Genomic DNA, 26,322 nt, shown 5'->3' on the forward strand with positions numbered 1-26,322 from the left:
CGCGCATCGCGGCAATAGCGATGCACGCCCCCCTCATTTCACATGGCACCCTGGACGAAGCTGCTTGCTGCTTCCATGTCAACGGCGACGATGCGCGATACGCCCTGCTCTTGCATCGTCACGCCAATCAGTTGCTGTGCCATTTCCATTGCGATCTTGTTGTGCGAGATGAACAGGAACTGAGTCTTGTCCGACATCGCCCGAACCAGATTGGCAAAACGTTCGGTATTTGCATCATCAAGCGGCGCGTCCACCTCGTCGAGCAGACAGAACGGCGCGGGATTCAACTGGAACATCGCAAACACCAGCGCTGTCGCGGTCAGCGCTTTCTCACCGCCCGACAGCAGATGAATGGTTGAATTCTTTTTCCCTGGCGGCTGGGCCATCACCTGCACGCCAGCATCGAGAATCTCGTCGCCCGTCATCATCAGCCGCGCCTGACCGCCACCAAAAAGGCGCGGAAAGAGCTCGCCGAAATGCCGGTTCACTTCGTCGAAGGTGCCTTGCAGCAGCGTGCGAGTTTCCTGGTCGATCTTGTGAATCGCGTCTTCGAGTGTCTGGATTGCCAGGTTCAGATCGGCCGACTGGGCATCGAGAAAGGTTTTGCGTTCGCTCGCGCTTTTCAGCTCGTCCAGCGCAGCCATGTTGACCGGGCCTAGCGCGGCAATCGCGTTATTCAGCCGGGTCACTTCGCCTTGCAGCCAGGAGGGTTTCAGCTCTGGTGTGAGCTTGTGCTGGAGCTCGGCTTCATCGACGCCTGCGGCTGCCAGTTGCTCGACAAACTGCTCGCCGTTCAGACGCGCGGCCTGCTCTTTCAGTTGCAACTCGGTGATGCGCTCGCGCAGCGGTTGCAGCGCGCGCTCAGCGGTTAACCGGCTTTCGTCGGCCTGACGCAACTTAGTGCTGAGGTCGTCAAGCTCGAGCTTCGCTGCGCGCAGGATTTCATCCTTTTGCGCACGGATTTCAAGCGCTTCCTGCAAGCCGGTGTGCGCGGTCTGCTCGTTGATGGTTTCGAGCTCAGCGCGGGCGTCTTCGAGCGCCAGCGCCACGCGTTCGCTTTGTTCATGCGCGACCTGAATGCTGCGTTTGAGCTCGTCAATCCGGCTCGCCATGTTGCGCGCGGCAAAGCGCGCATCGGTCGCGGCTCGCTCAAGGTCGCGGGCTTCGCTACGGGCTGCCGTCAAACCTTCGTCCAGCACTTCAAACGCCTGCTGGTTGTCTTCAAAACGTGTCTGGCGTTCGGCCAGTTCAGTGTCGTGGCGCTCGAAATTCGCTTCGGATTCGCTGCGCAAGGCGCGTTGCTCTTCCTGTTGGGCTGCGATTTCGTCCAGTTCTTCGCTGATCTGCGTGCTGCGCTGCGTGTAACGTTCGTGCGCCTGGCCCAGCTTCAGCACGTCCATTTGCAGCGCGTGCACTCGTTGCGTCGCGCGCTCTGTCTGCTGCCGCACTTCGGTGAGCGCCTGGGTGGCCTGGGTATAAGCGGCTTCGGCACGAATCGACGCGCCCCGGGCTTCGTCTGCCAGCAGCGCCTGCGCCCGCACCTGGCGCGTGAGGTTGTCGATTTCCTGCTGCCGCGCCAGCATTCCGGCCTGTTCGGAATCGGCTGCGTATAACTGCACGCCAACCCGGGTCACCACATGCCCGGCCTTGACGACGAATGCTGCGCCGTCGGGCAACTGGGCGCGCATCGTGAGGGCCTGGGCCAGATCGTCAGCCACGAAAATTTGCCCGAGCCAGTCGCTGAGCACCGCGCGCAAGCCTGCATCGTCGATGCGCACCAGCGACAGCAACGGCCGCAGGCTTGGTGCGGCTGCCGTGGCAGGCAAGCTGGCACCCGGTGGCGCGTAAAACGCCAGTTTGGCGGGCGGAGCATCGGAAGCGAAGGCTTTCACCCAGTCGAGATTCGACACTTCAAGCGCGGCCAGACGCTCGCGTAATACGGCTTCGAGCGCGGCCTCCCAGCCCGCTTCGACCTGCAGCTTTTTCCACAGCCGTGGCAGCGTGGCCAGTTCGTGCCGCTCAAGCCAGGGCTGAATCTTGCCTTCGGTTTGCACGCTTTCCTGCAACTGCCGCAGTGCGGCAAGGCGCGCTTCGAACTGGTGAATCTGCGTGCTTTCGGCCTGCACTCGCTCTTGCGCACTGCGGCGCTCGCCGTCCAGACGCGGCAGCGTCTCTTGTGCATCAGCGAGACGGGTTTGGGTATCAGCGAGGATGGCTTCGTGTTCGGCGAGTTGCTCACGCAACGCCTCAAGCAGGGTGGCATCGGGCGCATCGAGCCCGCCCGCTTCCGTTTTCAGGCGTTCATGACGCTGTTGCAGCTGTTGCAGCTGCTGACCGGCATTGCGCTGATGGGCCGCTTCGAGCTTGAGTGCCTGCTCTGTTTGCGTAATGCCCGTGCGCTCTTGATTCAGTTGGGCCTGTGCGTCGCGCCAGCGGGTTTCCAGCGCGGGCAGTGCGTCGTGTCTGGCGGCGGCGGCGTCTTCGGCCTGCGCGGCTTTTTCTTCGGCGCAAGCCAGTTGCTCTTCGGCATCCTGCAGATCGTCGTGGGCTTTGCCGGCCTGCGCCTGCCACTGTTCGCGCTGGGCATCGAGCGCGGCGATCTGCGCTTGCACCCGGTTGCGCGATTCAATCGTGAACTTGATCTCTGCTTCCAGCCGGCTGACTTCGGCATTCGCTTCGTACAGCGCGCCCTGGGTGCCTTGCAGCGCGTCGCTCGCCGCGTAGTGCGCTACCCGTAGCGTCTCCAGATCAAGTTCGACTTCACGCAGCTTCGCGGTGTGGGCTTCAAGATCGGTTTGCGCCTGTTCAATCGCACGCTGCTGGCGCTGCTGCTCGTTAGCCGCCTCGGTTTTGCGCAAGAGCCACAACAACCGCTGCTTTTCTTCGCCTTCGGCTTGCAGCTCCTTGAACTTCGTCGCCACGATCGCCTGGGCTTCGAGCTTTTGCAGATTGGTGCCCAGCTCACGCACGATATCTTCGACGCGTGTCAGGTTTTCGCGCGTGTCATTCAGGCGGCTTTCGGTTTCGCGGCGGCGCTCCTTGTACCGGGACACGCCTGCGGCTTCTTCCAGAAACACCCGCAGCTCTTCAGGCTTGGCTTCGATGATCCGCGCGATCATGCCTTGGCCGATGATCGCGTAAGCCCGTGGCCCAAGACCTGTGCCGAGGAAGATGTCCTGAATATCGCGGCGGCGCGCTGGCAGGTTGTTGATGTAGTAGCTGGAGGTGCCATCGCGGGTCAGCACCCGCTTCACGGCGATTTCGGCGTATTGGCTCCATTGCCCGGCGGCGCGGCCGTCCGGATTGTCAAACACGAGCTCGACGCTAGCGCGGCTGCCAGGCTTGCGCGCCGTTGAGCCATTGAAAATCACGTCCTGCATGGATTCGCCACGCAGCTCGGAGGCGCGTGATTCACCTAGAACCCAGCGCACGGCATCAATAATGTTGGATTTGCCACAGCCATTGGGACCCACCACGCCAACAAGCTGGCCCGGAACCTGGAAATGCGTGGGATCGACGAATGACTTGAAGCCAGCGAGTTTGATCGAGGTCAGACGCACGGCGATATCGCTGGTTGAATTGAAGAAAGTGGAAGGAAGCGTGCCTCGTATCTGCCGTATGCAGCCGCGCAGTCATGCGCTATTAGCAGATCGGAGCGGCACGGCTGTCACGCCAGGCCTGGATTTCAGGTGCTGCACGCGGTGCCGCCAAACCCAAGGCAGCGGCAATCATACCATCGAGCGTGCCGCGTCCTCGCGCTCTGGCCCGACTTGTGGCGGCGGTATGCGGGTGCGGTGTACCCAGCTCGACAAAATCGACGCCAGCACGATGCAAACTCCACCGGCCCATTCACGCGGACCTGGCGTTTCACCAGCAAACAGCCATGCCGTCAGCGCAGTCACCACGATCTCGAACAGCATGATGATCGACGCCCGGTTGGCGGGCACCCGCGCCAGACCGTACTGCACAAACATGTTGTTGCCCGCCAGCACCAGGCCCAGCCCGAGCACCAGCAGCGTCGCGCTGCCTAAATGAGCGCCAGTGGGCGGGTTGGGCATGCCTTCGAACAACGCGGCGCAGGCGCTAAAAATAGCCGCGCCACCAAATATCGTCGCGGTCCGCATCTCGCCTTTCATCTCTGGCAAGACCCGGCTGATTTTCAGGATCAGCACATTACTCATCGCAAAGCCCATGCCACCCGCCAAGCCTGCCCATTCCGCGAGGCTGGCTGGCAACGGCACACCCGCTTGCGGCGACCACAGCATCAGCACCGCACCCGCCAGCGACAGCCCGGAGAGCGCGGCCCCGGCCCAGCCCAGGCGTTCGCGCAAAACAAAGTGTGCAAACAGCGCAGTCCACGCGGGGGTCAGATAGAACAGCAGCAACACCCGCATCACCTGACCATGGATCGCGCCCCAGACAAACCCCAGGTTGGTCACCCCAGCGGCCAGCGCTAACGCCAGCAGCAGCCAGTGCCAGCGCACCGTCGAGAGCGAGCGGTAACGCATCAACAGCACCAGCAGACAGCCCGCGGCACTGGTCAGCGCGCTCGCCGCTGTAGCGCTCAGCCCCAGTCCGGCCAGCAGCCGCAGCGGGTACCAGATCATGCCCCACACCGAGGCCCCCATCATGATGGCCAGCGTCGGCCAGCTCACATGCCAGCGGCGCGTCATCGTCCAGCTCCGGTGGCCGCGCTGGTGCGCTGTGCGGCTTGCTGCGGTAGCACGATGCGCTTGCCGCGCAGCGTGCTGTGAGTTGCCATCATCTGCTTCATTGCCTGCATCTTTCCCGTTCCTGCCCGTCTGCTGTGAATGCCTGAAGGCGGCGGCTTTGCATGGCGCGCCGCTAAATCAACCGAAACTGAATGAGCGATGTATCCCGGTAGCCGGGACGAAAAACGGCACCAGATGCCCTGAATGCCCCAAGCGGCTCAAGCCGCCAAGCTATAATCCGCGCGCTGGTAGCGATGCGGCGTGCGGGGTCTACGCCATCCGCGCTGAAGCGCCGCTCCCCCGCCTGCCTTGCCTGCTCGTGCCTGCTCGCGTCGTCTGTTGCCGTCTTGCCAGCGACCCGGCCCGGTCCACTCCCTCTCGACCCGCCACGATCTCATTCCAAGTGAATCCACGACTCGACTCTCTCCAGCCCTATCCGTTTGAAAAGCTCCGTGCGTTGCTCAAGGACTTCACGCCCCCAGCCGCTCTCGCGCCGGTCAGCTTTGGCATCGGCGAGCCGAAACACCCCACCCCAGCGCTAATCCGCGAAGCCGTCGTCGCCTCGCTCGACGGGCTCTCGGCCTATCCCGCCACGGCGGGCTCCGCGCCGCTGCGCGAAGCCATCGCCGACTGGCTGAAGCAGCGCTATAACCTGCCCTTGCTTGATCCAGCCACCGAAGTGCTGCCGGTCTCGGGCTCGCGCGAAGCGTTGTTTTCGCTGGCGCAAGCCGTTGTGGACCCAACCTGCGGCACGCAAAACCCGCCGATCGTACTCTGCCCGAACCCGTTCTATCAAATCTACGAAGGCGCGGCGCTGCTAGCTGGCGCGCAACCCTATTTCGTGAACAGCAACCCGGCGCGTAATTTCGCCTGTGACTACGCCGCCGTGCCCAGCGATATCTGGGCCCGGACCCAGTTGCTTTACGTCTGCTCACCAGGCAATCCGACGGGTGCCGTGCTAACCCTCGACGACTGGCGCGAATTGTTCACGCTGTCGGACCAGCATGGCTTTGTGATCGCTTCGGACGAGTGCTATTCAGAGATTTATTTCGACGAAGCCGCGCCGCCGCTCGGCGCGTTACAGGCGGCACAGCAGCTTGGCCGCAGCTTTGAGCGCCTCGTAATTCTCTCCAGCTTGTCCAAGCGCTCGAACGTGCCAGGCATGCGCTCGGGCTTCGTCGCGGGTGATGCTGCGTTGCTCAAACGCTTTTTGCTCTATCGCACCTATCACGGCGCGGCGTTATCGCCGGTCTACCAGGCTGCCAGCACGGCTGCCTGGCGCGACGAAGCACACGTGCGCGACAACCGCGCGCAATACGTGCGCAAATTCGCCGCTGTCACACCACTGCTGGCCAGCGTGCTGGACGTGCGCTTGCCCGATGCGGCGTTTTACCTGTGGGCCGATGTTTCCCGCACAGGTTTGACGGATACGGCATTCGCCCAGCGTTTGTTCGCTGACTATAATGTGACGGTTTTGCCCGGCTCCTATCTGGCACGCACGGCGCATGGCACCAACCCTGGCAGCAACTTCATCCGCCTCGCGCTGGTCGCCAGCCCCGGCGAATGCCTCAAGGGCGCGCAGCGCATCGTTGAGTTCTGCCATGCACTAGCACACTGAGCGGCCATCCCGCTTGCATCACTCCGCCCCCTTCTCTCTTCAAGCTACTCACCAATCACTATGTCGCAATCACTTCAGCAGATCATTGATACCGCCTGGGACAACCGCGCTGAGCTGTCACCGAAAGCCGCTCCAGCCGAAGTACGGGATGCCGTCGCGCACGTGCTCGAACAACTCGACCAGGGCAGCCTGCGCGTCGCCGAAAAGAAAGACGGCGAGTGGATCGTGCATCAATGGCTCAAGAAAGCCGTGCTGCTGTCGTTTCGTCTCGAAGACAACGCAGCGATGCCCGCGGGTGGCTTCACCCAGTTCTACGACAAGGTGCCTTCGAAGTTCGCGCACTACACCGCCGCTGATTTCGCCGCTGGCGGCTTTCGTGTCGTGCCGCCAGCCGTTGCGCGCCGCGGCTCGTTCATCGCCAGAAATGTCGTGCTGATGCCGTCCTATACCAACATCGGCGCGTATGTCGATGAAGGCACGATGGTCGATACCTGGGCCACCGTCGGTTCCTGCGCGCAGATCGGCAAAAACGTGCATCTCTCAGGTGGCGTTGGCATTGGCGGCGTGCTTGAGCCGTTGCAGGCCAACCCGGTCATCATCGAAGACAACTGCTTCATCGGCGCGCGCTCGGAAGTCGTGGAAGGCGTGATCGTCGAAGAAAACTCCGTGATCTCGATGGGCGTCTATCTGGGCCAGAGCACCAAAATTTACGACCGCGAAACCGGCTCGGTCACGTATGGCCGGATTCCAGCAGGCTCCGTCGTGGTGGCAGGCAACCTGCCGGCCAAAGATGGTTCACACAGCCTGTACTGCGCGGTCATCGTCAAGAAAGTCGACGCGAAAACCCGCGCCAAGGTCAGCCTCAACGAACTGTTGCGGGGTGATTGATGGCTGCGCCAAAGACCGTCGTCTATGGCATTCCGAATTGCGACACCGTGAAAAAAGCCCGCGTATGGCTCGAAGAACACGGCATCGAATTCGAATTTCATGATTTCAAAAAAGCTGGCGTCACCACGCCGCTGCTACAAGACTGGCTTAAGGACGTCACGCTTGAGGCGTTGCTAAACCAGCGCGGCACGACATGGCGTGGGCTGTCCGACGACATGAAAGCTGCCGCCAGCACCCAGGCTGGCGCGATCGCGCTGATGATTCACAAGCCGTCGGTCATCAAGCGGCCCGTGGTGGTAGTGAACGGGCGGGTGAAAACGCTCGGATTCTCACCCGAGCTTTACGCCACGCTCTTTAGCTAGCCGCCCGCCAGAACCGCCCGCGAAGCGCGCACTACCGCGCTCTTGTGAGGTTCTGGCTGGCCCTCCCTATACCGGCCTTGGTGCCGGTATTCGTTTCGGCCCGGTCTTGACTTCGGTATTCGTTTCGGCCGGTCTTGGCTTCGGTATTCGTTTCAGCCGGTCTTGGCTTCGGTATTCGTTTCAGCCCGGTCTTGGCTTCGGTATTCGTTTCAGCCCGGTCTTGGCTTCGGTATTCGTTTCGGCCCGGTCTTGGCTTCGGTATTCGTTTCGGCCCGGTCTTGACTTCGGTATTCGTTTCGGCCCGGTCTTGACTTCGGTATTCGTTTCGGCTGGTCTTGGCTTCGGTATTCGTTTCGGCCGGTCTTGCGCCGGTATTCGTTCCAGCCGGCCCTGCGCCGGCATTTTCTTCAACTGGCTCTGCGCCAGTATTTCTTCAACCGGCCTTGGTGCCGGCATTTTTTCATCTAGAACCGGGTTTGCGCCTCACGCCATGTCAAGCACTCTTGCCCTTACTGAACAACTGATTGCCCGCGCGTCCGTGACGCCCGACGACCAGCATTGCCAGGCCTTGCTCGCCGAGCGCCTGAATGCGCTTGGCTTCACCTGCGAAACCATCGAAGCGCACGGCGTCACCAACCTGTGGGCGCTGAAACGCGGCACCGAGGGCACACGCGGCAAGCTGCTCGCGTTTGCCGGACACACCGATGTGGTCCCCACCGGCCCACTCGAACAATGGACCTCACCGCCCTTCGAGCCCACCCACCGCAACGGTCAGCTATACGGCCGTGGCGCAGCGGACATGAAGGCGTCGCTCGCGGGCTTCGTGGTGGCTAGCGAAGAGTTTGTCGCGGCCCATCCAGCGCATCGCGGCACCCTCGCGTTTCTCATCACCAGCGATGAAGAAGGCCCAGCCACCGATGGCACGGTCAAGGTGATCGAAGCCCTGCAAGCGCGCGGCGAACGGATGGATTACTGCGTCGTCGGCGAACCCACTTCCAGCGCGAAGCTTGGCGACATGGTGAAAAACGGTCGGCGGGGTTCGATGTCCGGCAAGCTCACCGTCAAAGGGTTGCAAGGCCATATTGCGTATCCGCATCTGGCGCGCAACCCGGTGCATCTGCTCGCCCCTGCATTGGCCGAACTCGTCGCTGAACGCTGGGATGAAGGCAACGAATATTTCCCGCCCACCACCTGGCAAGTGTCGAACATTCATGCAGGCACGGGCGCGGGCAATGTGATCGCGGGCCATGCCGACGTACTGTTCAATTTTCGTTTTTCGACCGCCAGCACCGTTGAAAGCCTGCAGCAACGGGTCCACGCGATTCTCGTGCGCCATGAGCTGGAATACGACCTGCAATGGACCATCAGCGGCCTGCCGTTTCTAACGCCGCGCGGCGAGCTGTCGAATGCACTAGAGCAGGCCATTCACGCTGAAACCGGGATTCGCACCGAACTCTCGACCACTGGCGGCACCTCGGATGGCCGCTTCATCGCCCGTCTCTGCCCCCAGGTAATCGAATTCGGCCCGCTGAACGGCAGCATCCACAAGATTGACGAACACGTCGACATCGCCAGCATCGAGCCGCTGAAAAATATCTATCGCCGCGTGCTCGAACAACTCATCGCCTGACCAGGACCCTACCTCGTGACCATTCCCCCGTTTTCCACCGTCCGCGACCTGCTGCGCTTTGCTGTCAGCCGTTTCAACCAGGCTGAGCTAGCTTTTGGCCATGGCTGCGCCAACGCTTATGACGAAGCCGCCTACCTGATCTTGCACACACTGCACCTGCCACTCGATTTGCTGGAACCGTTTCTCGACGCGCGCCTGAGCGCAAGCGAAATCGAGGCCGTGCTCAACGTGATTGAACGGCGCGCGCGCGACCGCGTGCCAGCGGCTTACCTCACGCAGGAAGCGTGGATGCACGGCATGCGCTTTTATGTTGACGAGCGCGTGATCGTGCCGCGTTCATTCATCGGCGAACTGCTACGCGATGGCCTGCAACCATATGTCAGCGATCCCGATCAGGTGAGCACTGTGCTGGAGCTATGCACTGGTTCAGGATGCCTTGCGGTGCTGGCAGCGCACGCGTTTCCCAATGCCGATATCGACGCAGTTGACCTCTCGCCCGCCGCGCTCGAAGTCGCTGCGCGCAACCTCGACGCCTATGCGCTCAACGAGCGCGTCGCACTGTTTGAAGGCGACCTGTACGCACCGCTCACACCTCAGCGTTACGACGTCATTCTGTCGAATCCGCCGTATGTGAACAGCGCGTCCATGCAGGCCCTGCCCGAGGAATACCGCCATGAGCCGGAAATGGCGCTGGCGGGCGGAACCGACGGCATGGATATCGTGCGCCGCATCATCAGCGAAGCACGCCAGTGGCTGACTGACGATGGCGTGCTGGTAGTCGAAATCGGCAACGAGCGGGCCCATGTCGAAGCGGCGTTTGGTGGCCTTGATCTGGTCTGGCTGTCGACCAGCGCTGGCGACGATAACGTGTTCCTGCTACAGGCGAGCGATTTGCCTCGCTAACGTCGCGCGCAATGTCGTGCAGCATCGGCCCGCACCGGGCCGATGCTGCATGGTTCCGGTTGTTCTGGCGCCGATGCCCCTGCATCCCCCCCGGCCCGCGCGCGCTCTGCCCCGAGCACCTGCCTCAGGAGTCCTGCCACCCGTATGCAATTCGACTTGATTCACCTCGCTCCGCTGGTGGCGCTGGCACACCTGCTCGGCGCAATTGCGGCCTGCCATGCGATCTTGCATACGCGTACCTCTCAAGGCGCGGTGGCCTGGGCGGTGGCACTCGTCACCGTGCCTTATCTGACGCTAGTGCCTTATCTATTTCTGGGGCGTAGCCGTTTTACTGGCTACGACGATTCGCGCACCATCGGCCGCGAATCGCTACGCTCACAGCGGCACCAGGACGAATGGGCCACGCGGATCTCCACCTACGGCCAGCCTGCCGCCGACCTTGGCCATCCGCTGGTCCGCTCACTCACCCGGCTGGCTGGCATGCCGTTTCTGAGCGGCAACTCGGTACGCACCCTGGTCAACGGCGAAGCCACCTTTGAGGCGATTTTTGCTGCCATCGCCCAAGCGCAAAACTACGTCATCGTGCAGTTTTTTATCGTGCGCGCAGATGCCCTCGGCGACAGGCTCAAGCACGCATTGCTTGAGCGCGCCGCCCATGGGGTCAAGGTCTATCTGCTGTACGACAGCATTGGCAGCTTTGATCTGCCCCATCGCTATATCGCGGCCTTGCGCGCTGGTGGCGTCGAAACCCATTCGTTTTCAACCAGACGCTTTGTCAACCGCTTCCAACTCAACTTTCGCAATCATCGCAAGATCGTGGTGGTGGACGGTGAGCGCGCGTTTGTCGGCGGCCTGAACGTGGGCGTCGAATATCTCGGCGCGAAACCACCGCTCTCGCCGTGGCGCGACACCCATATCGAAGTACGCGGACCGGCCGTCGCGGGAATCCAGATGATCTTCAAGGAAGACTGGTACTGGGCGACGCAGCAGCAGCTCGGGTTTGCTACGGCTAAGGCCCCCGATATAGCGGCAGCAACAGCAGCAACGGTAGCAACACCCGCCGCCGCCAACGCCAGCGATCACATGCATTGCCTCGTGATGGCGAGTGGCCCCGCCGACCGCCAGGAAACCGCCTCGCTCTTTCTTGTTGAAGCGATTCATGCCGCCCGTGAACGCATCTGGCTCACCTCGCCCTACCTGGTGCCGGATGAAGCCGTGTTTACCGCGCTGCGGCTAGCGGTGCTGCGCGGCGTCGATGTGCGCATCCTGATTCCGAGCCGGCGAGACCACGTTGTGGTGTTCGAAGCCTCGACGCTCTACGCATTCGATTGCGTGCGCGCAGGAGTCAGGATTTTTCGTTATCAGCCGGGGTTTTTGCACCAGAAGGTGGTGCTGATCGACAGCCTCGCTGCGGCCATTGGCAGCGCCAATCTGGACAACCGCTCGCTGCGGCTGAACTTCGAAATCATGCTGCTGACCGTCGACCGGGACTTCGCCGCTGAAGTCGAAACCATGCTGCTGCATGACTTCAGCCTGGCACGTGAGATCGACGCGGATGAGTACCTCAAAGCCCCCGCATGGCGGCGCATGGGGATGCACCTTGCACGCCTTTTTGCGCCGATCCTGTAAGCGCTGCCGTTACAGCAACTTCTCGATGTCGGCCGTGAGTGCTTCGGGCTTGGTCACCGGTGCATAACGCTTGATGACTGAGCCATCCCGGTTGAGCAAAAACTTGGTGAAATTCCACTTGATGGCTTCGATCCCCAGCAGCCCCGGCGCTTCTTCAGTCAGATAACGGAACAGCGGATGAGCCCCCGCGCCATTCACCTCGATCTTGTCGAACAGCTGAAACGACACGCCGTAATTTGTTGCGCAAAAGCTGCCGATTTGCGCAGCGTCACCAGGTTCTTGCTTGCCGAACTGGTTGCACGGGAAACCCAGCACTTCAAGGCCGCGTGACGCATAGGTGTCATGCAGTTTTTGCAACCCCGCGTATTGCGGCGTAAAGCCACACTCGCTAGCGGTGTTGACGATCAGCAGCACTTTGCCCCGGTACTGTTCGAGGCTAACGGCCTCGCCGCCCAGCGTGCGGGCGGTGAAAGAATAAATTGATGACATGGCCTTGGGCTCCCGAAAAGCCGCCAGTCTATGTCAAAACCCCGTGCGCGGCACTCGGCCAGATGGCTAGTATCTGCGCTGTGCCGCGCGGTCTAAAATAGCGCTTTTTTCCATCCGGCCTTCCTGTGATCCGTTTCAGCCAGTTCAGCCTCGCCCGCGGCACCAAGCCTCTTTTCGAGCACACCACCTTCACGCTCAATCCTGGCGAAAAAGCCGGTCTTATCGGCGCGAACGGCGCGGGCAAGTCAACCCTCTTTGGCGTGCTGCTAGGCGAATTACACGCTGACGCAGGCGACTTTTCGCTGCCGCCATCGTGGCAAATCGCCCATGTCGCCCAGGAGACCCCCGCAGCCGATCAAACTGCGCTGGCCTACACCCTTGATGGCGACACCGCCCTGCGCGCCATTGAAGCCCGCATCGCAGCAGCTTCTGCCGCGCATGACGGCGCGGCAGAAGCCGAAGCCCACGCGGCCTTTGCCGATGCCGACGGCTACACTGCGCCCGCCCGCGCTGAAACCTTGCTACTGGGGCTGGGCTTCACACTCGAGCAAACCCGCGAACCCGTCAGCCAGTTTTCAGGCGGCTGGCGCATGCGGCTCAATCTGGCGCAAGCGTTGATGTGCCGCTCTGATTTGCTGCTGCTCGACGAGCCCACCAACCACCTGGATCTCGATGCCATCGTTTGGCTTGAAGACTGGCTCCATCGTTATTCAGGCACCTTGATCGTGATCTCGCACGACCGAGAGTTTCTCGACTCGATCTGCAACGTGACGCTGCATCTGGAACAGCAGCAGATCAAACGCTACGGCGGCAATTATTCGCAATTCGAAATTTTGCGGGCCCAGCATCTGACGTTGCAACAAAGCGCTTATCAAAAGCAGCAAAAAAACCGTCGAACATCTGCAAAGTTTTATCGACCGCTTCAAGGCCAAGGCATCCAAAGCACGTCAGGCGCAAAGCCGGATGAAAGCGCTCGAAAAAATGGAGCTGATCGCCCCCGCTCACTCCGCCTCCCCATTCACCTTTGAGTTCCGCACGCCAGACGCCGCGCCCAACCCGATGATGGTGATGGAAGCGGTGCGCTGCGGTTATCGCAGCGCCGAGGGCGAGACCCCGATCGTCGAACAGGTCACGCTGTCAATCCAGAACGGCCAGCGGATTGGCCTGCTGGGTGCCAACGGCCAGGGCAAATCGACGCTCATCAAAACCCTCGCAGGCACGCTCTCGCCACTTGGCGGCGACGTGCGCGAGGGCCGTGGCCTGCGCATTGGCTACTTTGCCCAGCACCAGCTCGAAACCCTGCGGCCGGACGACTCGCCGCTACAGCATCTGGCACGGCTCGCCCCCGATACCCGCGAACAGGAGCTGCGCGATTTTCTCGGTGGCTTTAACTTTTCCGGCGAAATGGCCATGGCTCCCATCGCGCCGTTTTCAGGCGGTGAGAAAGCCCGGCTCGCGCTGGCGCTCATCATCTGGCAAAAACCCAACTTGCTGCTGCTCGATGAGCCAACCAATCACCTGGATCTGGAAACCCGGCATGCGCTCACCATGGCACTCGCACAATTCGAAGGCACATTGATTCTGGTGTCGCACGACCGTCATTTGCTGCGGGCCACCACCGATCAATTCATGCTCGTCACCCGGCACCGGCTGCAACCCTTCGATGGCGATCTCGACGATTACCGTGACTGGCTACTGCAACACGCAGCGGCCCAGCGCGCCGCCCTTAAGGCAGGCAACAGCAACGCGCTGGAACAGGATGAAAACAGTGGGGATGCAGGGCTCAACCGCAAAGAGCAAAGACGCCAGGAGGCGCAAACGCGGCAAAAAGTAGCGCACCTGAAAAAGCCGCTACAAAGCCGGATCAACAAGCTCGAAAAAGAAATGGACGCGCTGAATGGCGAAAAGACGGGGCTCGATAACGTGGTGGCCGACCCCGCCAGCTACGAGCCAGAACAGAAAACCCGCTTGACTGAGGCGATCCGGCGGCAAGCGGATATTGCCGCGCGGCTGGAAACGCTCGAAGCTGAATGGCTCGAAACGCATGAAGCCATCGAGCAGCTTGGGTAGGTCTGGTTGATTGCTCTGGTTAAGCCGCCAGACCAAACTGCGGGGTCAGCCGACCCCTCGCTAACAGCCCTCGCGGCCCTCGCGCTCCTCACTCCCTCAATTTGCTGCTCCAGACCAGGCCGCGTCTGGAGCGCGATCACACTCCAACCCTCCCAGCCACAACACCCACCGCACCGGCACCATCAGCACCACCCCCGGCACACCTCCCGCACACGGTTACTCCAGCGTGCGAATCCGGTCGATAGCCTGTTCGATCCGCTCAACGGCTATCACCTGCAAGCCCTCGATCGGCTGTTTCGGCGCATTGGCCTTAGGGATCAGCGCCAGCGAAAACCCCAGCTTGGCGGCTTCCTTCAAACGGTCCTGGCCACGCGGCGAAGGCCGGATCTCGCCCGCCAGCCCAACCTCGCCAAACACCACCAGCCCTTTTGGCAGCGGCTTATTGCGCATGGACGAGTGAATCGCCAGCAAAACCGCGAGGTCAGCGGCTGGCTCGGTGATCTTGACTCCGCCCACGGCATTCAAAAACACGTCCTGATCGAAACAGGCAATGCCTGCATGACGGTGCAACACCGCCAGAAGCAACGCCAGACGGTTTTGCTCCAGCCCGACCGCAAGACGTCGCGGGTTCGGCACATTCGCGGTATCCACCAGCGCCTGAATTTCAACCAGCAGCGGCCGGGAACCCTCCTGCGTCACCAGCACGCATGAACCTGGCACGGTCGTTTCATGCTGCGACAAAAACAGCGCCGATGGATTCGCCACCCCCCGCAAGCCGCGCTCGGTCATCGCAAAGACGCCAAGCTCATTGACCGCGCCAAAGCGGTTCTTGAACGCCCGCACCAGACGAAACGACGAATGCGTATCACCTTCGAAATACAGCACGGTATCGACAATGTGTTCCAGCACGCGCGGGCCCGCGAGATTGCCCTCCTTCGTCACGTGGCCAACCATGATGATCGCGGTACCCGTCTGTTTGGCGATGCGGGTTAATTGCGCGGCGCATTCGCGCACCTGCGCGACCGAGCCTGGTGCGGAGGTCAGGGCTTCGGAATAGATCGTCTGAATAGAGTCGATCACGGCAACATCGGGCCGCTCAGCCGCAATCGTGGCCTGGATTTTTTCCAGTTGAATCTCGGCCAGCAGCTTCAGTTCGCTGGCCTTCGAGCCCGGATCGAGCAGCGACAGGCGCTGCGCGCGCAACGCGATCTGCGCGGCGGACTCTTCGCCGCTGATATACAGCGTGCGGCGCTCATGCGCGATTTCGCCCAGCGCCTGGAGTAGCAACGTTGACTTGCCAATGCCAGGATCACCGCCGATCAGCACCACCCCGCCCGCAACCAGCCCGCCGCCCAGCACCCGGTCGAACTCGCTGACGCCGGTGGAAAAACGCGGCACATCAGAGGCTTCAATATCCGCCAGACGCTGCACCGCAGCCGTTTTCGCCAGCGACTGAAAACGGTGCGCCACCGGCGACTCCGCCACCCCTTCCACCAGCGTGTTCCACGCTTCACAAGCCGCGCACTGGCCCTGCCACTTGGGTGCCTGAGCACCGCATTCACTACAGGTATACAAAGTCTTCAGTTTGGCCACGCATCCGTCCTGTACATCTATTGGTTTATGTGCTGCAGCCTATGTGCTGCAGCCGCCCCCCGGGCGGCCAGATCAATCAAGCCGAAACTGAATGAACCGCCATGCTGGTGCCGAAGCCTGCCCAGTTACTGCGCACGCATCGGCACACGCGGGGCGAGCGCACACATCAATTCGTAACCCACGGTCCCGCATGCGCTGGCTACCGTGTCGATTGGTAACGCTGGCCCCCATAACTCGACGCGAGTACCCACGTTTGCCGCCGGGCAAGGCGTGAGATCAACCGTCAGCATGTCCATCGAAACCCGGCCCACGATCCGCGTCAGCACGCCATCGACCACCACCGGTGTGCCTTCGGGTGCCAGCCGCGGATAACCATCGGCATAGCCACAGGCCACCACGCCAATACGCATCGGCCCGCGCGCGGCGAAGATCGAGCCATAGCCGACGGTCTGGCCCTCGGCCAGGGTTTGCACCGCGATCAGTTCAGAGGAAAACGTCATTACCGGCTGCAAACCCGTGTCCTGTATGGCCGCATGCACGCCGGAAGGCGAAGCGCCATACAGGATGATGCCTGGGCGCACCCAGTCGAAATGCGAGGCGGGATGCCACAACGTCGCAGCCGAATTAGCGAGGCTGCGCGCCCCGGAAATGCCTTGCGCGCCGCGCTCGAACACCGCCATTTGCGCCTGGATGCCACGCTCGCCGTCTGCGTCAGAGAAATGGGTCATCAGCGTAATCTGGCCCACTCCCTGCGCCGCGCGCGCGCGCTCCCACGCGGCCTGAAAACGCTCGGGCGTATAACCCAGGCGGTTCATGCCGCTATTCATCTTCAACTGGATATTCACAGGCTTCGACAAGCGCGCCAGTTCGAGCATGCGCAACTGTTCATCGGAATGCAGCGCGGTGGTCAGGCTGTAACGGTCGACCAGATCGAGATCGGTTGGGCGGAAAAACCCCTCGAGCAGCAAGATGGGCCCGGCCCATCCAAGCTCGCGCAATTTCACGGCTTCATCGAGATCGAGCAGGCCAAAGCCATCGGTCGCGCGCAAACCGGGGAAAACGCGGGCCAGACCATGACCATAGGCATTGGCTTTAACGACAGCCCAGATTTTTGCGCTGGGGGCGAAACGGCGGGCAACGGCTAGATTATTCGCCAGTGCGGCGGTGTTGATCGTGGCTGAGAGCGGGCGTGGCATGAGAGTTTTGAATGGAGACTAAAGACACTTGCGAATCAGGAACTTACCAGGTGCTCTGGCATCTGGGGCGCGATTCAGGTCGCCCCGTCCGGGCACGGAGCCGGTCCGAGCCCGCCTATTTTCATGATATAAAGCCGGGCGCACAACCCATTTCGAACGGAATACGTGCCCTGACCTGGCACCCGGCCAGTGCTCACGAGCCGTAGTAAGGACAGCATCGCATCAGATGAAAAAAGGCTTTTACACCATCATGGCCGCGCAGTTTTTTTCGTCGCTGGCCGACAATGCACTTCTGATCGCCGCTATTGCCTTGCTCAAAGACCTCCACGCGCCGAACTGGATGACGCCGCTGCTGAAGCTGTTCTTTGTGCTGTCATATGTGGTGCTCGCCGCTTTCGTAGGTGCCTTTGCGGACTCCCGCCCCAAAGGCAACGTGATGTTCATCACCAACACGATCAAGATCGCCGGCTGCCTGACCATGCTGTTCGGCGCGCATCCGCTGCTCGCCTACGGCATCGTCGGCTTTGGCGCAGCGGCGTATTCGCCCGCCAAATACGGAATCCTGACCGAGCTTCTACCGCCCGACCGGCTGGTCGCTGCCAATGGCTGGATTGAAGGCACCACGGTCAGTTCGATCATTCTCGGCACGGTGTTAGGCGGCGCGTTAATCAGCCCGCATATCGCCGCGCCGATCCTGCAGTACCACATCCCCTCAGTCAATTCACCCGCCGAAGCCGCGATGCTCGTCATCATGGTGATTTACGTGATTGCCGCGCTCTTCAACCTGCGGATTCCCGATACCGGTGCCCGCTATCCGAAACAGGAACGCGGCCCGATCAAGCTCATCACCGATTTCGCTGACTGCTTCATGGTGCTCTGGCGCGACAAGCTCGGGCAAATCTCGCTGGCGGTCACCACGCTCTTTTGGGGCGCAGGCGCGACGCTGCAGTTCATCGTGCTGAAATGGGCCGAAGTCTCGCTTGGCATGTCACTTTCCGAAGCCGCCATTCTGCAAGCCGTCGTGGCCATCGGCGTCGCCGTTGGCGCGATCATCGCGGCCGCGCGCATTCCCCTGAAAAAATCGCTGAACGTGCTGCCTATCGGCATCGCCATGGGAGCCTCAGTGATGCTGATGGCGTTCTATAGCCGCGATCTGTTCCCGGTGCACTGGGGCGTTTACTACGGCCGGATTCACGTGCCGGGCTATCTGGTGCTCGCGTATCTGTTCCTGATGATCGTCGGCGGGCTATCCGGGTTCTTTGTCGTGCCGATGAACGCGCTCCTGCAGCATCGCGGCCACGTGCTGCTGTCGGCAGGCCACTCCATCGCGGTGCAGAACTTCAACGAAAATCTCTCGGTGCTCCTGATGCTGTGCCTGTATGCGGTGCTGGTCTGGCTGGATATTCCGGTCTCGGCCGTGATCGTGCTGTTTGGCACCTTCGTGTGTCTGATGATGTGGCTCGTCATGAAACGCCATCAGGCTAACCAGCGCATCTTCGATTCAGTCGCGCTGATCGGTGAAGCCAAGCACTAGCAGCGCTAGCCGGAACAGCGCAGAACAGCGGCGGCGGGCACACGCAACAGGCGATACGCCATGCGTAACACGCAGCCGCGCTTCAAATCGCTGGCCATCGCCTTTCACCTTCAGGCACGCACGGCCACCACTTCCGTATTAACTTGTCGCGCACTTCAAGCGCCCTTCTCTCATGACCCAGGCAATTCCCCACGTCCTGACCATTGCTGGCTCAGATTCCGGCGGCGGTGCGGGCATTCAGGCTGACCTGAAAACCTTTTCCGCGCTCGGCGCTTACGGAGCGAGCGTCATCACCGCACTGACCGCGCAAAATACCCGCGGCGTCAGTGCGATCCACACCCCAGACGCCGCATTCGTTACCGCACAGCTTGACGCGGTGTTCGACGATATCCGCATCGACGCGGTCAAAATCGGCATGCTCGCCAATGCCCAGATCGTGCGGGCGGTGGCGGATGCACTGCGGCGGCACCGGCCAGCACAAGTGGTGCTCGACACCGTGATGATCTCGAAGAGCCTGCATGCACTGCTCGCGGCCGATGCCGTAGCGGCATTACGCGATGAGCTACTGCCGCTGGCCACGCTGCTCACGCCGAACCTGCCGGAAGCCGCTGCGCTGCTAGGCATGGCACCAGCGGCGGATGAAGCAGAGATGGTTGATCAGGGCGAAGCGCTGCGCGCGCTGGGGGCCCAGGCGGTGTTAATGAAAGGGGGGCATCTGGAGAGCACCGACAGCCCCGACTGGCTGATCGAAGCGCACGGCACGTTATGTCTTGGCGGCCCGCGCGTGCCAGTGAAACACACTCACGGAACTGGCTGTACGTTGTCTGCGGCAATCGCTGCCCTGATGCCGCAACGCGATGATCTGGCTAGCGCAGTCGCCGAAGCCAAGCAGTATCTGACGGGCGCGCTAGAGCAAAGCGGCAGGCTGGAAGTCGGCCATGGCATAGGCCCGGTGCATCATTTTTATCGCTGGTGGTAGTCACACTGCCGGCATTGCACGGCAGCACCGCAAGCGACATGCTCCGTGCCACTGATATCCCGCCTTACCCACCCCGCCCGCACGCACACCTTACCCACCGCCACCGCCCCACCCGCCTCACGACTGCGCAAACGCCCGCGCCTTGTCCGGCCAGTCATCCGCCACGACAAAGCCGCGTGAGTGTTCGATCTCGCGGCCGGTATCGTCCACCCCGAAAACAGCCACCATGGTCGGGCCAGCGTGCTGCACGAAATGCAGGGCTAACGCGTCGCTATCGGTCACGCTCACTTCAGCCTCACTGGCTGCCGCATGCGCATAACACCGGGGCGCGAGCCATTCGAGGCGGCGCAAGACGCGCCAATGGCCCGCATGAGCCGCCGCCCATGCAGGCCATTCAGCACGAGTGATCCACCAGCCCCGGGCGTGCTCAGGATTAATGGATTCCGGGTAGCCGCACGGCACGCCCCGGTAATAAAACAACCAGCCATGCACCCGCATCCGTTGAACCCAGGGCCCGCGATAGCCAAGAGCGGCGAATTCGGCGCGGGCGCTGAGCGGCAACTGGTGCTCCAGCAAATGCGTCAGCTTACGGTCAAAGCGGTCTTGCAAATTCGGGCCGACATAATCCATCAGTTGCGCGCGTCCGGTCTCGACATGCAGATAGCATTTGACCGCCAGCTCCCAATGCTGCCGCTCGCCTGACTGCATTTGCACCAGAAAATCACACTCGCCCAAAGTCACGCCGCCGCGCCGCAACGTCACGTTTGCCGCGACTAGACGCGCTCCAGGCCCGTGTTTCAGATACCAGGCCAGCAGAAACTCGGCGTAACGCCCAAGCCGCGACACCCGTGCCGCTTCAAGGTGCTGTTGTAGTTCTGCCGCGCCCGTGGCACCGGACACTTCAAGCGCCTGCAACCAGCGGCGGGCCGCAGCGGCTTCGGCGGGTGTTTCAAAGAGAGGGGTCAGACTGGCAGCAGGTGAGCGCAGCAAACCTGGACTAAACAACAGCCATGCCAGATCGCGCACCTGCGGCGCGCGCCACGCATCCCATGCATCCCACATATCCCATGCGTCAAACCCAGCCGCCCGTTCCGTCACCAGCCGTCCCTCCGCTGGTGCGCCAGGCGCTACCGGCCCGGCCGTGGCCATTAGACGCTGGCCTCAGTCAGCGCATCACGCCAGGTGGCGCGCGCCAGGCACAAGTCCTGCCACGCCCGGGCCTTGTCGGGCAAGCTGCGCAACAAGTACGCCGGGTGATAGGTAACGATCACCGGCACCCCTTCGTATTCATGCACCCGGCCACGCAGCGACGCGATGCTGGCCGTGCTGCGTAATAGCGTTTGCGCCGCAAAACGGCCAAACGCGACGATCAGCTTTGGCTGCACCAGCGCCACCTGACGCTGCAGATACGGCTCGCAACGGGCGACTTCATCGGGTTCAGGATTGCGGTTGCCAGGCGGGCGGCATTTGATGACATTCGCTATGTAGACGTTGCTCTGCCGCTCAAGCGCCAGCGCCTGCAACATGCTGTCGAGCAGCTTGCCCGCCTGACCGACAAACGGCTCGCCCAGACGGTCTTCGTTCTCGCCAGGCGCTTCACCCACGAGCATCCAGTCTGCGTGGCGATCCCCCACGCCAAATACCGTATTGCGGCGCTTTTCGCACAGACGGCAGTCTTCGCAATGAGCCACCCGCTGGCTCAGCGCGTCCCAGTCAAGCATGGCCACTGACGATGGCGCGGTTAGCGGGGATGGTGCCGCCAACGGCATAGGCGTAGGCGTAGACAATGACGCCGACCCAGGCCCTGACACCGCATCAGCTCCAGCGCGCGGTGCGGCTGTTGGCCGCGTCGTGGGCAAATCGTCAAACCATGCGAAATCGCCCGCTTCGTCCTCTTGCGCTGCCGGTGCTGCCGTCATCACCTCGCGCGAAACGCGCTCAGCGGCTGGCATCGAGGTTGACTCTGGCCCTTGCGTGGCGAGCCTCTGGTGCACGGACGCGGCACCAGCAAGCTGCTGCTGAGGTGCCGTCAGAGCCTCGACGTGAGACGCGGCATCCCCCCCCGTCTCAGCCAAAACAGGCTCGCTACCACGCCGCACCCATAGCGGCGCGAGCCCTAGCTCTTCCAGCGCAGATTCATGCAACGCCATCGGCGTTCTCCCTGGTAAATGAATAACGCATCACGATGGCGTCCTCCCGGGTGTGATGCTGGGCCGGATAGTAGTTTTTACGCCGGCCGATCACAACAAAACCAGCACGTTCATAGAGCCGAAGCGCTGCGTGATTGGACGGACGCACTTCGAGCAACACACTGGCAAACCGTTGGCTGCCGGTAAAGCGCAGCGCTTCGCTGAGCAAGAAAAGACCGCTGCCCGCGCGCTGCACAGCAGGTGCCACGCAAAGATTCAGTAAATGCATTTCGTCGACCACCGGCATCAGCACGCAATAGCCCAGCAAGGTGCCCGTCACGTGGCGCAAGCACATGCCGTAATAGCCGTGCCGCAGCGAATCTTCGAAATTACCCCGGCTCCACGGAAACTCATACGCGGCGGCTTCAATCGCTGTGACCTCCGCGAGATCATCCATGCTCATCGCCTGCATGTAACGGTCGGCGAGCCCTTCGCTGTGTCCTTCGCTATGTCCTTCGCTGTGTCCTTCGCCGTGTCCTTCGCCGTGTCCTTCGCCGTGTCCTTCGCCGTGTCCTTCGCTGTGTCCTTCGCTGTGTCCTTCGCTGTGTCCTTCGCTGTGTCCTTCGCCGTGTCCTTCGCCGTGTCCTTCGCCGTGTCCTTCGCCGTGTCCTTCGCTATGTCCTTCGCTATGTCCTTCGCCGCGCCCCTCAATCACTTTTCGCCCCTTCCCGCTGAGCGTTCGTCAGCGTCTCGCGCCAGCGCTTGTCCAGCTTTCGTCGCGGTGCGCTCGGCGGTGGTCTGCGCAACCTTGTTGCGCACGTAGTCAGGCATCGCCTGCGCTGCTGGCAGCGTGCGTCCTGCGCGCCACGCACGCAAAGCCGCCAGCGCCAGCGGCTGCGCATGCGGCAGCGCAGCGTGATCCACCTGACGGGCCTGCGCCGCGACACTCAAACGCGAACCAAACACCCCCGCGGCATTGCCCGCCAGGGTGAAAGGCGTGTCCGGCAGTGGCAGTTGATCGGGCGCGTCGAGCGCAGCGGCATGCCGTATCAGCCATTCGCCCGATACGCTGCACCACGCGTAATCGGCCCAATACACTTCGTCCATGCGCGCATCCAGCGCCACCAGCACCCGCGTTGCAGCAGCGTCACGCAGACGCGCACTTTCAGCGCACACCATCAGCGTACTAATCGGCACCACAGGACAACCCAGCCCAAACGCCAGCCCTTGCGCCACACCGGTCGCGGTGCGCAAGCCGGTGAATGAACCAGGCCCCGCGCCAAACGCCACCGCCTGGCAGGCCTGAAGCGGCAAACCCGCTTCATCGAACAATTCACGGATAGCGGGCAGCAAACGGGCGCTGGACACCGCGCCTGTGGCCTCATGGCGCACCCACAGACGCACTGGCGCAGCAGCGGAAATGATGGACGAGGCAGATGAGGCAGACGGGGCCGAAGCAGAAGCAGAAGAAGAGACAGAAGCGGGCACAGACGCCGCGCTAAGGAGGGCAACTGAACAGAATTCAGTCGAGGTATCGAGGGCAAGCAGCACGGTTTCGGTCATGGGCGCTATTGTAATGCGCGGTTTCGCCGCGCTACCGCTCAACCGCTGATGTGGCCCCAAGGTTTTTGCCGCACGGCCGGGGTTTTCGCCCTCGGCATACCGCGTGCCGGCCCCTACGCTGCACACTGGAAGAATCGCTCCAGCCCGCAAAGCAGGCGCGCTTGCTATGATCGCCCGCTCGCCCCCAACCCACGCACGAAAACCCCACGGAAACCCCCATGAGCGACCTCACGACCCAGTTCACCCAAGCCCAGGAAGATGTCAAGCAACTAGCGGAACGTCCCGGCAACCTAACGCTGCTGCGCCTGTATGCGCTCTTCAAGCAAGGCAGCGAAGGCGACGTCCAGGGCGACAAACCAGGCTTCACCGATATCGTCGGCAAATATAAATACGATGCGTGGGCCGCGCTCAAAGGCACCGCGCCAGATACAGCGAAGCAGCAATACATCGCACTGGTCGAATCCCTGAAGAACGGCACGGCAGCGTGAGCCTGTCTGATTCGCTGTCTTAAGTCTTACCGAATACCCTCTCGAATTCCCAGGAATAATCTTAAAAAAGTGGCGCAGTGCAGCAAAACCCACTACAATGCGGCCTGCGCTTTACTCTGCTTACTGCCGGTAGCAATGCATTAACAAACGGCTTTCGCGGCGCGGCGCCCCGTAGCGTTTTGCTCCAATCCAGTTCAGAAACTGTCCCCTCCTGCCCCGGCCTTTACGGCCAGTTCGATACCAGGCATAGCAGCACGCCACGTTGGCATGTTGCATCCGATACAGCTTCTAACTAAAAACTCGCCAGCCTTGTTTTGTTGCGAGTTGCCCCCGTTTTTCGATTTGCTCGCTGCTGTTTTGCTCGCTGAATCCGACGACTTGGGTATGCCGATTGGCGCCGACGTTTTATTCCCTGTGTTCCAAGGATTCTTATGACATCGAGCAATACCTCCAGCCCGCTGAATTCCATCGCCGATCAAGTTCTCGGTCTCGAAATCCCAGCTGCTACGGCTGCGGTCGCGGCTGAAGCGGCTACCATCACTGTCACGGCTAGCGCCGCAGTGACGCCTGAAGCCCCCCAAACTGAAACCGCCCCTGCTGTTGTGCAGGAAGGCCCAACCTTTGCCGCGCTTGGCCTGTCGCCAGAAATCGTTTCTGCGCTAACAGCCGCCGGTTATCAGCATCCAACCCCAGTACAGCAACGCGCTATTCCCGCGGCTATCTCGGGCCGTGACCTGATGGTGTCCAGCCCAACCGGCTCGGGCAAAACGGCGGCCTTCATGCTGCCTGCCATCGAACGTTTCGCCCAGTTGCAGAAAACCCAGGCCAGCCAGCCGCGTGAACCGCGTGATGCAGCCGGCAGCCGTGTGCGCCGTCCTCAGCCGGTGGCACGCCCAAGCCTGCTGGTTCTGACGCCAACGCGCGAACTGGCAATGCAAGTCACCACCGCCGCATCGACCTACGGCAAGCACCTGAAGCGCCTGCGCACCGTCAGCATTCTCGGCGGCGTCGCTTATGGCCAGCAGCTGATGCTGCTGGCAAAAAACCCTGAAATCCTCGTGGCCACGCCTGGCCGTCTGCTCGATCACCTGGAACGCGGCCGGATTGACCTGTCGCAACTGCAGATTCTCGTGCTCGACGAAGCCGACCGGATGCTCGACATGGGCTTCATCGACGATATCGAAACCATCGTGGCCGCTACACCGGCTTCGCGTCAGACGATGTTGTTCTCAGCCACGCTCGACGGCAAGATCAGTTCGCTGACAGGCCGTCTGCTGAAAGACCCGGAACGCATCGAAATCGTGCAGCGCCTTGAGCAGCGCACGAATATCGCGCAAACCGTGCATTACGTGGATGACCGCGATCACAAAGACCGTCTGCTCGACCATCTGCTGCGTGATGCAGCGCTCGATCAAGCCATCGTGTTCACCGCGACCAAAAACGACGCCGACCAGTTAGCTGGCCGTCTGGCAGATGCTGGTTTCGAATCAGCGGCACTGCATGGCGATCTGCCGCAAGGCGCGCGTAACCGCACCATTCGTGCGCTGCGTGAACGCAAAGTGCGCGTGCTGGTGGCAACCGATGTGGCCGCGCGCGGTATCGACATTCCTGGCATCACCCACGTGTTCAACTACGATCTGCCGAAATTTGCAGAAGACTACGTCCACCGTATTGGCCGGACTGGCCGTGCTGGCCGCTCGGGTATCGCCGTCAGCCTCGTGCATCACGCTGAGCAAGGTGCGCTCAAACGCATCGAGCGTTTTGTCCGCACACCGCTGGCAGTGAATGTGGTGGTCGGTTTCGAGCCGCGCAAAACAGCATCGACCGGTGGTCGCGGCGGTTTCGGCGGCGGCCGTGGCCGTCCAGGTGGTGGCGCGGGTGGTGGTGGCCGGCGCTTTGGTAGCGGCGGCGGCACCGGTGGCGGCAGCAAGCCCGCAGGTGGTGGCGGCGGCTGGAGCGGCAAGCCATCAGGCACGGGTGGTTCACGCGATGGCTACGGCGCACGCCGCAGCGATGGTCCGCGTACCGCACGTCGCGGCAGCTAATCGCCCGTCCCGATGCGTTGACCCGCAACAGGCAAACAAGCCCGTTCTGATCTGAAACGAGCTTGCAGGGCCAGCAGTGGCAGCGGAGTTTCACAACACGAAACCTCCGCCAGCCACCTGGCCAGCCAGAAACCGCTCTGCACTTCGGTGCAAAGCGGTTTTTTTTCGTCTTTCTTTTTTGTTTGGCGCTACCGCGCGGCGAAGCAATATTTGGCTCAGCGCCAAATTTCACGATGTGGAAAATTCTTTTGCTTCGTAAAAAGCCATGTTGCGTGGCACAAGAGCATCACTTGCAGCAGAAGAAATGTTATTTCTTATTATGAAAAATAACAATCAACTCATTGATTTAAAAAAATTAAAAATATCCTGAAAAATGCCTTTAGGGGCTGTTTGCGCCTCACCGGGATACCTAGACTCTTATACAAGACTTCACGAAACACCCACGACACCCGTCACCGCAGAGGCTGCGGCACCCGAGTCCGGATTTTTTACCT

At 61.6% G+C, this 26,322-nt stretch carries 19 protein-coding genes and 1 pseudogene; 11 read left to right on the forward strand and 9 right to left on the reverse strand.

All coding sequences use genetic code 11. The features are described 5' to 3' along the window. Nucleotides 1-38: 38 nt before the first annotated feature. Entirely contained in the window at nucleotides 39-3,560 is a 3,522-nt protein-coding gene (gene smc, locus GH656_RS08725) for a chromosome segregation protein SMC (protein WP_153075515.1), read from the reverse strand. 168 nt (nucleotides 3,561-3,728) lie between these two features. Then, a complete protein-coding gene (locus GH656_RS08730; RefSeq protein ID WP_153075516.1) occupies nucleotides 3,729-4,673 on the reverse strand; it encodes a DMT family transporter in 945 nt (314 codons plus the stop codon). Nucleotides 4,674-5,115: 442 nt separating this feature from the next. On the opposite strand from GH656_RS08730, the gene dapC reads away from it, so the two are divergent. The 6 genes from dapC (at nucleotide 5,116) to cls (ending at nucleotide 11,742) form a co-directional block, all read left to right on the forward strand. After that, nucleotides 5,116-6,330, forward strand: coding sequence for a succinyldiaminopimelate transaminase (gene dapC / locus GH656_RS08735; RefSeq protein ID WP_153075517.1), 1,215 nt, complete (start codon nucleotides 5,116-5,118; stop codon nucleotides 6,328-6,330). 60 nt (nucleotides 6,331-6,390) lie between these two features. Next, nucleotides 6,391-7,218, forward strand: a complete 828-nt coding sequence (gene dapD, locus GH656_RS08740) for a 2,3,4,5-tetrahydropyridine-2,6-dicarboxylate N-succinyltransferase (RefSeq protein ID WP_153075518.1) — start codon at nucleotides 6,391-6,393, stop codon at nucleotides 7,216-7,218. Then, nucleotides 7,218-7,580 carry an ArsC family reductase gene (locus GH656_RS08745; protein ID WP_153075519.1) on the forward strand — a complete coding sequence of 121 codons (363 nt, stop codon included), beginning with the start codon at nucleotides 7,218-7,220 and terminating at the stop codon, nucleotides 7,578-7,580. Before dapD ends, GH656_RS08745 begins: the two co-directional genes overlap by 1 nt. 490 nt (nucleotides 7,581-8,070) lie before the next feature. Continuing rightward, on the forward strand, nucleotides 8,071-9,210 hold the full coding sequence (gene dapE / locus GH656_RS08750) for a succinyl-diaminopimelate desuccinylase (RefSeq protein ID WP_153075520.1): 1,140 nt from the start codon (nucleotides 8,071-8,073) through the stop codon (nucleotides 9,208-9,210). 15 nt (nucleotides 9,211-9,225) lie between these two features. Further along, nucleotides 9,226-10,113 carry a 50S ribosomal protein L3 N(5)-glutamine methyltransferase gene (gene prmB / locus GH656_RS08755; RefSeq protein ID WP_153075521.1) on the forward strand — a complete coding sequence of 296 codons (888 nt, stop codon included), beginning with the start codon at nucleotides 9,226-9,228 and terminating at the stop codon, nucleotides 10,111-10,113. A gap of 144 nt (nucleotides 10,114-10,257) precedes the next feature. After that, nucleotides 10,258-11,742, forward strand: a complete 1,485-nt coding sequence (cls, locus tag GH656_RS08760) for a cardiolipin synthase (protein ID WP_153075522.1) — start codon at nucleotides 10,258-10,260, stop codon at nucleotides 11,740-11,742. A 9-nt stretch (nucleotides 11,743-11,751) separates the two neighbouring features. On the opposite strand, the gene GH656_RS08765 is transcribed toward cls, so the two are convergent. After that, nucleotides 11,752-12,231, reverse strand: a complete 480-nt coding sequence (locus GH656_RS08765; protein WP_153075523.1) for a glutathione peroxidase — start codon at nucleotides 12,229-12,231, stop codon at nucleotides 11,752-11,754. A 125-nt stretch (nucleotides 12,232-12,356) separates the two neighbouring features. Here GH656_RS08765 and GH656_RS08770 point away from each other — a divergent pair. Further along, nucleotides 12,357-14,301, forward strand: a pseudogene (locus GH656_RS08770) (ATP-binding cassette domain-containing protein). A 216-nt stretch (nucleotides 14,302-14,517) separates the two neighbouring features. On the opposite strand, the gene radA reads toward GH656_RS08770, so the two are convergent. Continuing rightward, on the reverse strand, nucleotides 14,518-15,894 hold the full coding sequence (gene radA, locus GH656_RS08775) for a DNA repair protein RadA (RefSeq protein WP_153075524.1): 1,377 nt from the start codon (nucleotides 15,892-15,894) through the stop codon (nucleotides 14,518-14,520). Between the two features lie 125 nt (nucleotides 15,895-16,019). Further along, on the reverse strand, nucleotides 16,020-17,090 hold the full coding sequence (gene alr, locus GH656_RS08780) for an alanine racemase (protein ID WP_153075525.1): 1,071 nt from the start codon (nucleotides 17,088-17,090) through the stop codon (nucleotides 16,020-16,022). A gap of 226 nt (nucleotides 17,091-17,316) precedes the next feature. On the opposite strand from alr, the gene lplT reads away from it, so the two are divergent. Continuing rightward, nucleotides 17,317-18,624, forward strand: coding sequence for a lysophospholipid transporter LplT (lplT, locus tag GH656_RS08785; RefSeq protein WP_153075526.1), 1,308 nt, complete (start codon nucleotides 17,317-17,319; stop codon nucleotides 18,622-18,624). A 172-nt stretch (nucleotides 18,625-18,796) separates the two neighbouring features. After that, complete coding sequence (gene thiD / locus GH656_RS08790; RefSeq protein WP_153075527.1) at nucleotides 18,797-19,603, forward strand: bifunctional hydroxymethylpyrimidine kinase/phosphomethylpyrimidine kinase; 807 nt, start codon at nucleotides 18,797-18,799, stop codon at nucleotides 19,601-19,603. A gap of 117 nt (nucleotides 19,604-19,720) precedes the next feature. Here thiD and GH656_RS08795 read toward each other — a convergent pair whose 3' ends face one another. The 4 genes from GH656_RS08795 to tsaB form a co-directional block, all read right to left on the reverse strand. Beyond that, nucleotides 19,721-20,752, reverse strand: coding sequence for a DUF1853 family protein (locus tag GH656_RS08795; protein ID WP_153075528.1), 1,032 nt, complete (start codon nucleotides 20,750-20,752; stop codon nucleotides 19,721-19,723). Next, nucleotides 20,752-21,753 carry a uracil-DNA glycosylase gene (locus GH656_RS08800; RefSeq protein ID WP_153075529.1) on the reverse strand — a complete coding sequence of 334 codons (1,002 nt, stop codon included), beginning with the start codon at nucleotides 21,751-21,753 and terminating at the stop codon, nucleotides 20,752-20,754. The genes GH656_RS08795 and GH656_RS08800 overlap by 1 nt, the downstream gene beginning before the upstream one ends. Beyond that, nucleotides 21,740-22,204 carry a ribosomal protein S18-alanine N-acetyltransferase gene (gene rimI, locus GH656_RS08805; protein ID WP_153076615.1) on the reverse strand — a complete coding sequence of 155 codons (465 nt, stop codon included), beginning with the start codon at nucleotides 22,202-22,204 and terminating at the stop codon, nucleotides 21,740-21,742. The genes GH656_RS08800 and rimI overlap by 14 nt, the downstream gene beginning before the upstream one ends. Before the next feature lie 239 nt (nucleotides 22,205-22,443). Continuing rightward, nucleotides 22,444-23,295, reverse strand: coding sequence for a tRNA (adenosine(37)-N6)-threonylcarbamoyltransferase complex dimerization subunit type 1 TsaB (tsaB, locus tag GH656_RS08810; protein ID WP_153075530.1), 852 nt, complete (start codon nucleotides 23,293-23,295; stop codon nucleotides 22,444-22,446). A gap of 218 nt (nucleotides 23,296-23,513) precedes the next feature. Here tsaB and GH656_RS08815 point away from each other — a divergent pair, with 218 nt between their 5' ends. Both GH656_RS08815 and GH656_RS08820 read left to right on the forward strand, forming a co-directional pair. Beyond that, nucleotides 23,514-23,783 carry an acyl-CoA-binding protein gene (locus GH656_RS08815; protein WP_153075531.1) on the forward strand — a complete coding sequence of 90 codons (270 nt, stop codon included), beginning with the start codon at nucleotides 23,514-23,516 and terminating at the stop codon, nucleotides 23,781-23,783. A 431-nt stretch (nucleotides 23,784-24,214) separates the two neighbouring features. Beyond that, complete coding sequence (locus GH656_RS08820; RefSeq protein WP_153075532.1) at nucleotides 24,215-25,828, forward strand: DEAD/DEAH box helicase; 1,614 nt, start codon at nucleotides 24,215-24,217, stop codon at nucleotides 25,826-25,828. Nucleotides 25,829-26,322: the final 494 nt, after the last annotated feature.

Origin of the sequence: Paraburkholderia bonniea (assembly GCF_009455625.1) — a bacterium.
Lineage (GTDB): Bacteria > Pseudomonadota > Gammaproteobacteria > Burkholderiales > Burkholderiaceae > Paraburkholderia > Paraburkholderia bonniea.

Bases quoted from the DNA above. Each gene is read 5' to 3' on its own strand.
- GH656_RS08730 (WP_153075516.1), bottom strand. From the start codon at position 4,673: ATGACGCGCCGCTGGCATGTGAGCTGGCCGACGCTGGCCATCATGATG.
- dapD (WP_153075518.1), top strand. From the start codon at position 6,391: ATGTCGCAATCACTTCAGCAGATCATTGATACCGCCTGGGACAACCGC.
- GH656_RS08745 (WP_153075519.1), top strand. From the start codon at position 7,218: ATGGCTGCGCCAAAGACCGTCGTCTATGGCATTCCGAATTGCGACACC.
- dapE (WP_153075520.1), top strand. From the start codon at position 8,071: ATGTCAAGCACTCTTGCCCTTACTGAACAACTGATTGCCCGCGCGTCC.
- cls (WP_153075522.1), top strand. From the start codon at position 10,258: ATGCAATTCGACTTGATTCACCTCGCTCCGCTGGTGGCGCTGGCACAC.
- GH656_RS08765 (WP_153075523.1), bottom strand. From the start codon at position 12,231: ATGTCATCAATTTATTCTTTCACCGCCCGCACGCTGGGCGGCGAGGCC.
- alr (WP_153075525.1), bottom strand. From the start codon at position 17,090: ATGCCACGCCCGCTCTCAGCCACGATCAACACCGCCGCACTGGCGAAT.
- lplT (WP_153075526.1), top strand. From the start codon at position 17,317: ATGAAAAAAGGCTTTTACACCATCATGGCCGCGCAGTTTTTTTCGTCG.
- thiD (WP_153075527.1), top strand. From the start codon at position 18,797: ATGACCCAGGCAATTCCCCACGTCCTGACCATTGCTGGCTCAGATTCC.
- GH656_RS08795 (WP_153075528.1), bottom strand. From the start codon at position 20,752: ATGGCCACGGCCGGGCCGGTAGCGCCTGGCGCACCAGCGGAGGGACGG.
- GH656_RS08800 (WP_153075529.1), bottom strand. From the start codon at position 21,753: ATGGCGTTGCATGAATCTGCGCTGGAAGAGCTAGGGCTCGCGCCGCTA.
- rimI (WP_153076615.1), bottom strand. From the start codon at position 22,204: ATGCAGGCGATGAGCATGGATGATCTCGCGGAGGTCACAGCGATTGAA.
- tsaB (WP_153075530.1), bottom strand. From the start codon at position 23,295: ATGACCGAAACCGTGCTGCTTGCCCTCGATACCTCGACTGAATTCTGT.
- GH656_RS08815 (WP_153075531.1), top strand. From the start codon at position 23,514: ATGAGCGACCTCACGACCCAGTTCACCCAAGCCCAGGAAGATGTCAAG.
- GH656_RS08820 (WP_153075532.1), top strand. From the start codon at position 24,215: ATGACATCGAGCAATACCTCCAGCCCGCTGAATTCCATCGCCGATCAA.